This window comes from Desulfosporosinus meridiei DSM 13257 (assembly GCF_000231385.2).
Classification (GTDB): Bacteria; Bacillota; Desulfitobacteriia; order Desulfitobacteriales; family Desulfitobacteriaceae; genus Desulfosporosinus; species Desulfosporosinus meridiei.
Window position 1 is genome coordinate 2,692,497 of the sequence record NC_018515.1, and the last position, 12,056, is coordinate 2,704,552.

The following is a 12,056-nucleotide window of genomic DNA, read 5'->3' on the forward strand; positions in this document are numbered from 1 at the left end:
AGGAGGTCGTCTCTCTACTATAAATCACATCTCTCTATAGCGAGAAGCTATTTGTAGTACCAGAACGTTGTTTATGTAAATCCATTTCATAGATTTTAACAATCATGTTTGACAACTCATCCCCAGTAAAAGGCTTAACGATATAATCTCGAGCACCAGCCTTCATTGCACTTATTAAGTATGCCTGTTCACTTTGAACTGACATGATAATAACTGAGCAATCCGGCACACGTTGGGCAAGAAGTTCAGTGGTACGTATTCCATCCATTTCTGGCATATTTATGTCCATCAAGATAATATCCGGTCTTTTGGCCTCAGTAAACAATATCGCTTCAGATCCTGATCCAACATCACCTAATACCTCAATATCGTTTTTAAACTGAAGCAACCGCCGGATACTGTTCCGGGTGTCACTGATATCATCGACAATCAATACACTGATGCGTTTCACAGTAGTCCTCCTTACTTTCACTTATCAAATATTGTGGACTCTACAATAGTAATCATTTTTGACTCCCATGTGTCTCCTCTGAGTGAAGAACCCTACTGCTTGCAGTAGGGTTAGTTTTAAACGCAACCTTAGAAAAGGAATCTTGACGAGAATATCAAACTCATTTAAGATTATTCAATTTTGAGGCTCTTAATTTTTCAGGTATTCCTTTTCTACTTCTGTGGGGCTGGCTATACTCCGGTAATAATTCTGTACTTGTACTTCTTATTATAAGTCCGGATTATATATCAAGATATAAGGCAATAGTCGCGAAAACGCAAAAGAAGTCCTAGTCTTTGGTCCTAACTTTCTGAGGCCTGTCTTCATGCTATCCAAGACCTCTAGATAAAACAAAAATAGATAGGGCTTTTAGAGCTCTACCTACCTGTAGCTATATGTATTCTTCTATTATTGAAGACTAGATAGACATTTTTGTACAAATTCCGGGGCATAATTGCTGCGCACAGCAACAATCTGATCAGATGTTGAACCTAATGGCAAAAAGATTGCAACCACTTCAGTAAGGTCATAGATTTTTTCGCCGCTAAACTGGCATATTAAATAACCATTTTCTTTCAAAAGAGCTTCAAGTCTCTGAATGCCAACAATTCTATCTGGAAGTGCTCCCAAATAATTATGACTCAACTATATCACCTGTCTTTCGGTTTTTAGACTTTAGAGTTAGGACTAACTTTTAGTTAATAAGTTATTAGGCAATTTTATTCTTATGCAATTAAGCTGATTATTATTACAAACAAAGATTTCTTGTGTTTCGAGCCAAAGCTTTAGCAATCTGGCATTGCACTCATTGTCTTTCAAAATCAGCCAATTTTTCAATTATTTTATATTTGATATAGAATATAATGGTTACTATTCCATAGTTAGGATTGACTAGTATTTGGTCTTTAGTTATAATTAAGATGCTCGAAGTACTTGAGGATTTCCAAAAAGCTTCTCGATTGCCTAAGGCTGTGGGAAGATACAGAACTTCCCATGTCGCGGGTAATAAGATTTCGGAGGTTTTTTGATGTTTAGTGACAAAGTTTTGGTATGTAAAGAATGTGGTCGTGAATTTGAGTTTACAGCCTCAGAGCAGGAATTCTACGCAGAAAAGGGGTTCACTAATGAGCCAGGTCGCTGCCCAGAATGCCGTGCTGCCAGAAAACAAAATAGAAATAATGGCGGCGGATATTCTCGTCAACCTCGTGAAATGTTTTCAGCAATTTGTGCTACCTGCGGAAAAGAAACCACAGTCCCTTTTCAGCCCTCTGGCGATAGGCCTGTTTATTGCAGAGACTGCTACCAACCAAGATCACGAAACAACTGGTAAACAGTAAAAAATATGTCGATTTATTGATTAACTATATAGTTTATAATTACAAAAAAACCCATCCTAAACCATAAAATTTAGGGTGGGTTTTCTGTTCAATCTCTAGCTTATCTGTCTATGATGTCTAATTCGATGAGCTCACGATATAGTTCTTTTCTTCGATCAGCAAGAAAGAAGCTATCTCTCATAGATGTTCGCTCCGGACGACGGATATGATTGATCCTCTCTGCTGATAGGGTAGCTGCAAGGATTCCGTCCTCCCCAATTTGTGCTTTCTCAAACAAGTCACCTTTGGGCCCAACAATAATTGCCCCGCCACTAAAATTTTTGGATTTTCCGTTATTCCCGACTAAATTACAGGCACCTATATAGACAGAATTATCATAGGCTCTAGCACCAAGGTATCTCATCCAGATCTCTTTACGGTCTCCTGCTACTAATGGTGAAGCATGAGGTGCAAATAGTACCTCAGCTCCTTTGAGAGAATAAATTGCAGCTGTTTCAGGGAAATGCCAATCCCAACATATCCCAACTGCAAACGAAGTACCATGAGCCGTAAAAACCGGGAAATTATCTCCGGGTGAAAAGAATTCTAACTCACTACGTCCTAAATGGACTTTACGATATACCTTAGGTTCCTCACCAGGTGTCAAGATAACATGGGATATATAAGGCTTATGCTCCTTTGACTTCTGCTCAACCATACCAACTAGAAGGGTCAGTCCCAGGTCCATTGAGCACTCTCTTAGATGCTTAATCCACGTACTTTCCAGGGAGTTTGCTATTTCTGAAGCATGATTAGGAGAATACCCATTTAGGGCACATTCCGGAAAGCATAGCAAGGAGACCTCCTGCTTTTGAGCATTTTCAGCTAAATGAATGATATTATTAAAGTTCAGTCCAGTCTCCCCCACTATTGATTCCATCTGAACGAGTCCGATTCGGCAATCATCTTTCATCTTATCTTGTGCTCGTCCTTCCTTTTATCTCTAAGCATCTAATGTCCTATTCCATATCGACTATTTCATTATAATCTCTGCTTAAAACATCTGAAAGTAACCTGTGATCATGAAGCAGGTTTATCAAAATACGTTCATCTTTTGTTTGCGAAGTCCTAGCATTTGTAAGAATACTTAGAGGTCGATAAATAGGGGCATCTTGAATCTTTAAAGTTTTGAATAGTTTTTGATCCGCTTCACGGCTAACTGTTAAGGAAGATATTATAGTAATTCCTAGACCCGCTGAAACCAATTGTTTAATCGCTTGTGTACTGCCCAACTCCATTGAGACGTTTAATTGATCTGGATCCATTCCCCTCTCTTGGAGTGCCATCTCCATTACCTTTCGTGTTCCTGAACCATCCTCTCTTGTCACTAAGCGTTCATTGGGGAGTTCAGCAAGAGTAATGCTTTTCCGTGATGCCCAAGGATGAAAATTTGATACTACTACAACCAATTCGTCTTCCCAAAAGTTTTCGACATTTAAATCCTTGTGCTGTGGAACCGGCCCCTCAATTAAACCGATATGTATCTTCTTTTCAAGAACATCTTGTGAAATTGACTCTGTATTGGCTATCTTCACCTTAAAATCTACATCAGGGTGGGTTTTAAATAGAAAGGCTAAAATATTGGGAAGAATATACTCGCCAATTGTTAAAGTCGATCCGAGATAAATCAATCCCCGTTGATCCTTAGCAAGAGCGCTAATTTGCTCTTTAGCATTGGATAAAATATCCAACACACTACGTACATGTGCATAAAAGATTTTTCCCTCTTTAGTTAGAGTTACACCTTTATTAGTACGATCAAAAAAGCGCGCACCATATTGATTCTCTAAATTTTGAATCTGTAAACTAATACTTGGTTGACTCATATGCAGCTTTTTCGCAGCTAAAGTTATGTTTCTAGTTTCTGCCACCTCTTTGAAGACAAGAAGGTGTTGTTCCATGATGATGTATCCCCTTCCTAGATCCCTTATATAATTAGCTCTCTCTACAAATTCATTGTAAACACATTAAGCTATCACTATTATTAATAATCGTTGTTAAAATAAGGCCTACAAATGATCCTTAAAAAATTGGTGCTTACATCCAATCATAAAGAAATATAATGAAAAGATTCCCCTTCCCTCCTAGGTGTATTAAAAAAACATTTTTCCTTCATTGCAAATGGATCAATCTCTATTAATATAATATCACCCAAATCAGTTATTAGCCAGATGGAGACTAATTTTTTCGAAAAAAAGGTTTATAGCAATAGGAAATAACAAAATCAATAATAATAAAGCTTTCCAATATTGGAAAGCTTTATTATTATTGATTAGTATAGTGATTTTTAATCAATAGAAACTTAAGAACTATTAAAAATTCATATTAGCCTGATATTTTTTTGGCCTTTGACCATCTTGTATTGCTATAAAGTATAGCCATATTTATTAAACCTTCAGCCCATTCCGGACAACCCAAAGCATGAATGTGATTATATGCAGCAAATATATTTTTATAACAAAGTCCATCATGCTGACCATCAATTCCATGACCTCTCTTAACCTTGAAACCAAACTTCAGATTAGGTGCTAAATTAATAACACGAGAGTTATGGAATTCATGCCCCCGAATTTGAGTCTTATCTGGAAACCAAAGCTGATCGGGACTTGTCTCCATAATAGTATAACCGTGACCTTGAGGCTTACCTTCCATCTGAGTATCAAAAGGAAGCAGCCCAACCATCTCATAGTTTTGAGTAGAAGTCCGAATAGAGCGGCCAAGATACATTAGTCCGCCGCACTCTGCATAAATAGGTAATCCCTTTTCTCCGGCAAGTCGTATCTCATCGCGCAATAAACAATTAGCTTCGAGCCTTTGAGCAAAGACCTCAGGAAACCCCCCGCCAATATATAGCGCATCAAGATTATCAGGAAGTTGATTATCCAAAAGTGCACTAATAGAAACCACATCAGCTCTTCGTTTCAAAATTTCAATATTCTCCTGATAATAAAAACTGAAGGCCGCGTCCTGAATAATCCCTATCTTAGGCCTTATACTTCTATTCTTAAAAGATAGATCTGGAGACGAATTAAGAACTATAGACTCTGAATAACTTGGTAGTTCCGGAGCATTTTGTGCTAAGGCAAAAATCTTTGTTAAATCAACATGTTCACTAATTACATCAGCAAGATAATCTAGCAATTTTTCCGTTTCAGCATACTCTCCATTGGTAACCAAGCCAAGATGTCGATCTGGGATACATAAATTTGCATCTTTAGGAATTGCCCCTACAACTGGTATTTTACAAAACTCTTCTATAGCCTCTCTAGCAACCTTTTCATGACGAGCCCGTGCTACTTTATTAAGGACAACTCCAACGATTTTAACATCAGGATCAAAATGCTGGTACCCCATTACCATTGCTGCAATACTTCTAGTCATACGTGTGGCATCAACCACAAATAATACCGGGGTACAAGTGACTTTAGCAATTTCAGCGGTAGAGCTGCTACCTTGAAGGTCAAGACCATCATACAGTCCCATAGCTCCCTCAATGATCGTTATTTGCTTATCAGAAGCTTGATCAAGAATTGAGCTGCAAATTTGAGTTTTATTCATAAAAAAAGAATCTAAGTTACGACATGTCTTACCTGCGGCCGCTGAGTGCCAACTAGCATCAATATAGTCTGGGCCTTTTTTAAAAGGCTGTACAGCTAACCCTTGTCGTGCGAAAGCTCTGAGTAGTCCAAGGGTAAACGTTGTTTTTCCGCTCCGCCCCTGAGGTGCTCCAATTACTAAGCGAGGGACATTTTTAATGCTCTGATCATTGGTTAATAAAGATTTGATAATACCCACACCTTTCTTGGAGATATTTTTCAGGAGAGAAATTACGTTAAATAGTTATTAGGGTTGATCTTTCTCATGAGATAAAATTGACCACCCTGAATCCCGTTCCTATAATGCAGATCCAATCGGCAGAAACAGGAACATAGGGTATTTAGGATGGTCTATATACTCATAATGATCATGTCTATCTAGAGTAGTAGAATCAGTTCAATTAGTCTGGAGTTTGAACCTTACCTTTTAAGCAAATGAAGGTTGTAGTAATATAGAGGTACTCAACGAGATCTTCAGCAGTTAATTCCTTGACTGCATTGTCAACATCACTCTTTGAGGCTCCAATAGCTACGGCAACATCTCTGCTTTTAGCTTTTTGAACTTTGCCAAGGTATTCTAAAACCTTAGCTTTAATTTCGGGATCTGCTGGTCCTCTTGCCATTTTAAATACCAACTTTCTACATTATTCCTTCAGATTAGTACTTAAATTGTGCTGAAGTACGGAACGTCTCTCTTGAGAAGATATAGTCGTCGATCAACATGTCTGAGAACGGAAGCTCAGCCATGGTGAAGAATCTTTCCCAACCAATCCGCTCAACCCACTCACCAACGCGCTCACCATCATTAGCATTAGCAATCCAGAGTTCAACAATTTTTCGAATTGCTTCAGTTGTCTCAGGCCAACGAGGTGCGGTGTTTGGAAGGAAAGGAATAACCATACGAGAGAAGCTCGGCGAAGTACGAGCATTAGAAGTCTTTCCACCAATGAGGATGGCTATACCATCATTCTTAGGATCATAGATTTCCATAGCTGGAGACATTGTGTAGCAGTTACCGCAATACATACATTTATCTTCATTAACGATAACACTCTTGTTTTTCGGATCTGGACGAATAGCTCCAGTCGGGCAGCTAGCTACAAGACTTGGAATCTCTGTACCTTTACGAATTACTTCGTGGTTGATACGAGGAGGAGTTCTATGAACACCTACTATTGCAATATCACTGCAGTGTGCAGCTCCACACATATTCAAGCAGCATGCTAAGCCCATTTTTAATTTAGCAGGAAGCTTCATGGTATTAAAGTACTCATATAAGTCATCCATTACTGCTTTAACAACGCCTGAAGCATCAGTAGCAGGAGTATGACAGTGTACCCACCCTTGAGTGTGTACGATATTGCTTACGGAACGTCCAGTTCCACCAACACTTAGACCTTCAGCTTCTAATTTCTCGAGCAATGGATTGAGTTTAGCTTCGTCAGATACTAAAAACTCAATGTTGTTACGAGTTGTCCAGCGAAGGTAACCATCGCAATACTCGTCAGCTATTACACAAACATCGCGAATAAAATCAATACTGACTAATCGTGGGGTTCCAACACGGACGCTATACAGAGCTGCACCACTTTCACCAACATGTTTTAATACGCCTGGACGAGGAATTTCATGATATTTCCATTTGCCATAATTCTCTTCTACAATTGGAGGAAGCATCTTCTTATAATGCGGAGGTCCTTGATCTAAAATTGCCATCGTTATCCACCTCTCGTTAGCTACTTATTATTTTTAAAACTAGAGCTTTGATCCGTCAAGTGCTGTTCCGCTTCTGTCAAGGTCATCTTGGTTCCAGAACACATACGGATTAGCACGTGGGCGGAAGACCATTTGCGGTACAGGAGGAACATCGATACCGTTCAAGAATTTAGTCATTCCTAAGCGATAAATTGTTTCACCGATACGTTCGCGGGATTTGCCATGCTCATCCCACCACTCCCAGATACGACGCATAAGATCTTTAAACTCGGCAAAGTCGTCTTCTGCTTCCATTTTCATGAAAGGAATAATAACCCAAGACATGAAGGCGGACTGAACAATGGTTGATTTACCACCGATTAAGATGGTTGCGCCTTTTTCTTTTCCTGGCTGGATAGCTTTAGGCATAACATTGATACAATGCATGCAACGTGTGCAATCTTCTCCTTTTACGCTGAGTTCTTGTGTCTCAGCATTAAAGGTCAGACAGCTAGTTGGGCATTTGTCACAGACAGCTGCTTTAATATCAATTTTAGCAGCATACTCTTTAACAGCGTCTTGGTCAATTCTTAGTGTATCGCGCCAGGTACCAATTACTGAGCAGTCGGAACGAGCAATTGAAGATGTGCAGTCGTTTGCACAACCGGAAAACTTAATTTTGCTCTTATATGGCCACATAGGACGATGAAGCTCATCCATGAATTCGTTCGTAATATTATAACATGCTTCTAAGGTATCATAACAAGCATGTTCACAACGTCCTGGTCCAACGCAGCAGTTAGGAGTTCTTAGGCAAGATCCTGAACCACCGAGGTCGAATCCAGCTTCACTAAACTCGTCAAAGATAGGTTGGATATGCTCTGTTTTACAACCTAAAAGAATAATATCACCGGTAGATCCATGCATATTTGTTAAGCCACTACCATACTTCTCCCAAATATCACAAACCGTACGTAATGTTTTTGTGTTGTAGAACCATCCTGATGGCTGGAGTAAACGGACTGTATGGAACTCAGCTACGTTAGGATAAGTTTGTGGCTCGTCAACATAACGACCGATAACTCCACCGCCGTAACCTCTAACTCCAACAATACCACCGTGTTTCCAGTGTCCTCTACGCTCTTTATAGGATCTTTCCAAGACTTGGAGCAATTCGCCTGCAGCTTCACTCTTCACTGCAGCGCGTTTAATTTCCGTCACAAAACTGGGCCATTTACCTTTTTCAAGTTCGTCCAGTAGTGGCGTATTCTTTTCTGTCATGGCACACCCTCCGTCTTTTAGTTTATGGGGTCTATTTACATTTCAGTGATAGTGATAGCACCAGTCGGACAAACTGAAGTGCAGCTTTCGCATCCCATGCATTCTGATTCGTCACCAGTAACATGAGCCTTGTCCTCGCTAAATCCAAGCAGGTGGGCGGGGCATCCTTCAGTACAAGAGTCACATCCCGAACATAGATCTTCGTCGATTGATACGATAAACACAATATACACCTCCTTAAACTATTAAAGAGAACAATCAAACATTGGACACTGTAAAACTTTTCACTTGTGTAAATTAACACTAGTCCATGTAAATAATTTAACACCTGAAGTTCCATTCGTACAATATATAATACAGATTGTACTATATTGTTTTTTAATCATGGCCAAGGTTGTAGTGAGTATTTAAAATATGTTCTATAGACAATAATTCCTCTTTTGTAGAGATTAACTTTCTTAAACCCTCTTCTTTGAAGTAAACACGCAGTTCATGACCTCTAATTCCTTGACCCAAGACAGTGATATATTGAACAATTGGATGGTATTTATCCCTTCTTCTCATCAGTCATATAAACTTATAACTCTGAACTCTTTAAATGGCAGAGGACTACCTTCAACTTCTTCCGCCACTCGAGTATCAAGAATTTAGTTTTTCACAGGCTTGAAGGCGGTTCTGACGGTTTTTGTACTGGTTCTCTTAGCAAAACCTAAACCAATATTTTTTAACGTTGTTGCAGCGTGAATAAGAACTTCAATAGCTATTGTAAATGGAGGAGCATAAGCTAGCTCTATATCAATTATATTTACAATCATTGCCTCCGAGCACGGCCAATATACTTCACTCTCCATTATTTGGATTCTTTAAAAAAGGCCATTTCAGAAAGTTCTGAAATGGCCTTTTGGGATTTGTAAATAGCTAAAAAATACAGGTAGAGTACATCCTACTCCAAGAATTCAAGGAAAGGTTTCTTCATCGATACAAGGGCATTAACCATAAGTTCAACTAAACCACCGTACTGAAGGTTATACTTCTCAGACGCATCGTAATGCTCTAAAATACCGCGCATTGCCCCTTTGCAGTTAGAACAGGGTGCACAAATATATTTCGGAGTAGATACGTCTTCCATAGTTCCCTTAAAGGCTCCAAGTATTTGGTTGAATTTAACTCGAGATGCAACCTGAGTTCTAAACTCAGGGAAGTTGGCGTAGTTCATTATGGCGAAACCGCTACCTCCACCACAGCAATAATTGTCAACACCATGTGGAGTCATTTCTCTAAACTGGGGAGCAATTGCTTTAAGAATGTTTCTTTGCGGCTCAACAATGCCCATTTGCCGTACTATATTACATGGATCGTGGAGTGTGACCGGGAAGTTATTTTTACTTGGGTCAAGTTTTAGTTGTTTGTTTCTAACCATATCCCAAAGAAGAGGCAAACAACTTTCAACGGGAACCCTATCAGATGTCATACGATCACCTGTAATAATAGATGCCTTATGGGCATGCCCACACTCAGCTACAACCATTCTCTTGACGCCAAATTCTTTTGCAACCTTCATCTGCATCAAAGCAATCTTTTTGGCTTGGTAATCATCATACCAAAGACCGTAGTTTACACTGTCATACCCCATAATTTCGCTGCTAAGTGTCCAATTCAAGCCCGCTGCATCAAATAGAATAGCGAAGGCCACTGGGTTCTCGGGCCAAGCCATAAACTCTCCAGCATTATGGAGAACTAGGATATCAGCACCTTTTTTATCAACAGGAAACTTGAGCTTAATGCCAAATTTTTCTTCGGTGTCTTCTTCTAAAAACTCTAAAGTGTCTAGAAATGCTGGCTTACTTAATCCTGTTGATGAACCGGTCTTAATTTGCAACATCGTTCCTTTAGCATGGAGTGGTGTTGGGGCAATCCCCATTTCTTGGCTGAAAATCTTACGGATTTCCTTGGAAAGGATCGCATTGTCTAGGCCCAATGGACATGTTTGCGCACAACGTCGACAGAGGTTACAGCGATAGGCTAACTCACCTAATCGAGCAATTGTTTCCCAATTGACATCAATATCCGCTCCAACAAATCCGCCAAGCAGTTTTCCACTCGTTGTAAAATATTTCTTCACGATTTTACGCAAAACTTCCGAACGGAAAATAGGTCTATACATTTCATTATTTCCTGTAGCAGAATAAATATGACAGGCATCTGAACAAGTATTACATTTTGCACAGTATTCGAAAGACAGTAGGAGAGGCTGTAATACACCATTATTGGCATCAGAAAAGATTTTTTCCAAACCGCTCAAAAACTTGCGAACAAATTCATCTTCTTCTTCTTTAGATTTTGGTCGCGTCAGGGTATCGATCCCGACATATCCATCTAAAGATGTACAGAATTTCTCTCTCCAGGCAGGCTTGGGATCAGTTAAAGGGGGTTCCATCCCTGGTTTGTCGTATGGCGCTAATAAGGGTATGAGATTGTCCAACTTAATAAGTTGCTCATCTGAACGTCCCATATCTTTTGGACGTAAATCTCTTTGATTTAGCATGTCTTAGATCCCTCTTTCCATAAAGTTAACTTAGACGAATCAACCTATTTCTCGGGTGCGGCGGGTGGATTAATATGAGGCGCAGACCAAGATGTGCTTGGACGGAATGAAGATGCCTTCTTGATTTCCTGTTCAACTCCACTCCCCTTTAGATTCGGATTATTATCCCAGAGAACCTTATGGAACGTAAAATACTTCCCAACATAGTGGCTCATTTTGCTGATCGGAATATAAATTAACATGATACCTACAAGAAAAATGTGCAAAGTAAGCAGGCCATTAGCTGAAAAGGGCGTAAATGTTACAAGGTTTGCAGTCACTTCTCTGGCATAACCAAAGCTTAAGTCATTTCCCCATGTGAAAATTCCAGTAAAAAGTGCAGCGAAAATCAATAAAAGATTGAAGTACTCTTGAGGTGTAGTGTACTTTTTAAGCGTATTATCAAACGCTCTGCGTAGAAATAATAAACCTGAACCCAGGGTTGCAAGCGCCAGCCCAAAATAACCTGTTAAAGCAGTAACGTAATAGACCAAGAGACCCAGTATGCTTGAAGTACTTGCGGTTACTGAAATTCCATTAACTTCAAACAATCCACCCACAACTAAAAGGATTGTCCAGGCCATTAAGAAATAAATTCCTAAATGGAGTGCGTAAGAAATCCACCAGAAAGGTCGTTGATTTTCAAACAGCTTTTTGATAAATAAGATCTCTTTAAGCATTTCGGCAATTTCTCTCATGTGAGAGACTTCATGTGGTTTAGTCCACCAAGCTGTTTCCTCGTAGTATGATCCACCATGTTCGAAACCTTTTTCTTTAGGGACAGGATAAAGATCCATTCTTCCATGAAAGGGCATCTTCGCAAACTTATACGCTTTGAAAACCGATATACCTACGAAAAGACCAATGGAAAGATACGCAATAATACTAAGAATCACAATCCCCAACCTCCTTCTCTTGTTATCTTTGCACATTATAGTCTAAGTGAGTTTGTATGCCTTGTAAAATTATCATTTCTCATAATACAATTGTATATATTGATGACTATTCATTCGGATTTTCCCTAAATATGTACA

Annotated in this window: 13 protein-coding genes; 1 reads left to right on the forward strand and 12 read right to left on the reverse strand. The window is 39.4% G+C overall.

From position 1 onward, the window contains the following. Nucleotides 1-34: 34 nt before the first annotated feature. Both DESMER_RS12340 and DESMER_RS12345 read right to left on the reverse strand, forming a co-directional pair. Nucleotides 35-451: a response regulator gene (locus tag DESMER_RS12340; protein WP_014903388.1), complete on the reverse strand. Its 417-nt coding sequence runs from the start codon at nucleotides 449-451 to the stop codon at nucleotides 35-37. A 447-nt stretch (nucleotides 452-898) separates the two neighbouring features. Then, nucleotides 899-1,135: a hypothetical protein gene (locus DESMER_RS12345; protein WP_014903389.1), complete on the reverse strand. Its 237-nt coding sequence runs from the start codon at nucleotides 1,133-1,135 to the stop codon at nucleotides 899-901. Between the two features lie 382 nt (nucleotides 1,136-1,517). Between DESMER_RS12345 and DESMER_RS12350 the strand changes: the two genes are divergently transcribed. Continuing rightward, on the forward strand, nucleotides 1,518-1,820 hold the full coding sequence (locus DESMER_RS12350) for a zinc-ribbon domain containing protein (protein ID WP_014903390.1): 303 nt from the start codon (nucleotides 1,518-1,520) through the stop codon (nucleotides 1,818-1,820). Nucleotides 1,821-1,927: 107 nt separating this feature from the next. Here the strand turns inward: DESMER_RS12350 and DESMER_RS12355 are convergent, their stop codons facing one another. The 10 genes from DESMER_RS12355 to DESMER_RS12400 form a co-directional block, all read right to left on the reverse strand. Beyond that, nucleotides 1,928-2,779 carry a nitrilase-related carbon-nitrogen hydrolase gene (locus DESMER_RS12355; protein WP_014903391.1) on the reverse strand — a complete coding sequence of 284 codons (852 nt, stop codon included), beginning with the start codon at nucleotides 2,777-2,779 and terminating at the stop codon, nucleotides 1,928-1,930. A 46-nt stretch (nucleotides 2,780-2,825) separates the two neighbouring features. Next, on the reverse strand, nucleotides 2,826-3,767 hold the full coding sequence (locus DESMER_RS12360; protein ID WP_014903392.1) for a LysR family transcriptional regulator: 942 nt from the start codon (nucleotides 3,765-3,767) through the stop codon (nucleotides 2,826-2,828). Between the two features lie 424 nt (nucleotides 3,768-4,191). Then, nucleotides 4,192-5,661: a cobyrinic acid a,c-diamide synthase CobB gene (locus DESMER_RS12365; protein WP_014903393.1), complete on the reverse strand. Its 1,470-nt coding sequence runs from the start codon at nucleotides 5,659-5,661 to the stop codon at nucleotides 4,192-4,194. Between the two features lie 202 nt (nucleotides 5,662-5,863). After that, nucleotides 5,864-6,085 carry a hypothetical protein gene (locus DESMER_RS12370; protein WP_034599150.1) on the reverse strand — a complete coding sequence of 74 codons (222 nt, stop codon included), beginning with the start codon at nucleotides 6,083-6,085 and terminating at the stop codon, nucleotides 5,864-5,866. Between the two features lie 34 nt (nucleotides 6,086-6,119). Beyond that, on the reverse strand, nucleotides 6,120-7,178 hold the full coding sequence (gene dsrB, locus DESMER_RS12375) for a dissimilatory-type sulfite reductase subunit beta (protein WP_014903395.1): 1,059 nt from the start codon (nucleotides 7,176-7,178) through the stop codon (nucleotides 6,120-6,122). A gap of 39 nt (nucleotides 7,179-7,217) precedes the next feature. Then, entirely contained in the window at nucleotides 7,218-8,438 is a 1,221-nt protein-coding gene (gene dsrA / locus DESMER_RS12380) for a dissimilatory-type sulfite reductase subunit alpha (protein ID WP_014903396.1), read from the reverse strand. A 35-nt stretch (nucleotides 8,439-8,473) separates the two neighbouring features. Next, on the reverse strand, nucleotides 8,474-8,662 hold the full coding sequence (locus tag DESMER_RS12385) for an ATP-binding protein (protein ID WP_014903397.1): 189 nt from the start codon (nucleotides 8,660-8,662) through the stop codon (nucleotides 8,474-8,476). Between the two features lie 423 nt (nucleotides 8,663-9,085). Continuing rightward, nucleotides 9,086-9,289, reverse strand: coding sequence for a hypothetical protein (locus tag DESMER_RS12390; protein WP_042333734.1), 204 nt, complete (start codon nucleotides 9,287-9,289; stop codon nucleotides 9,086-9,088). A gap of 92 nt (nucleotides 9,290-9,381) precedes the next feature. Beyond that, nucleotides 9,382-10,983, reverse strand: a complete 1,602-nt coding sequence (locus DESMER_RS12395) for a (Fe-S)-binding protein (RefSeq protein WP_014903398.1) — start codon at nucleotides 10,981-10,983, stop codon at nucleotides 9,382-9,384. A gap of 44 nt (nucleotides 10,984-11,027) precedes the next feature. Continuing rightward, complete coding sequence (locus DESMER_RS12400; protein WP_014903399.1) at nucleotides 11,028-11,918, reverse strand: respiratory nitrate reductase subunit gamma; 891 nt, start codon at nucleotides 11,916-11,918, stop codon at nucleotides 11,028-11,030. Nucleotides 11,919-12,056: the final 138 nt, after the last annotated feature.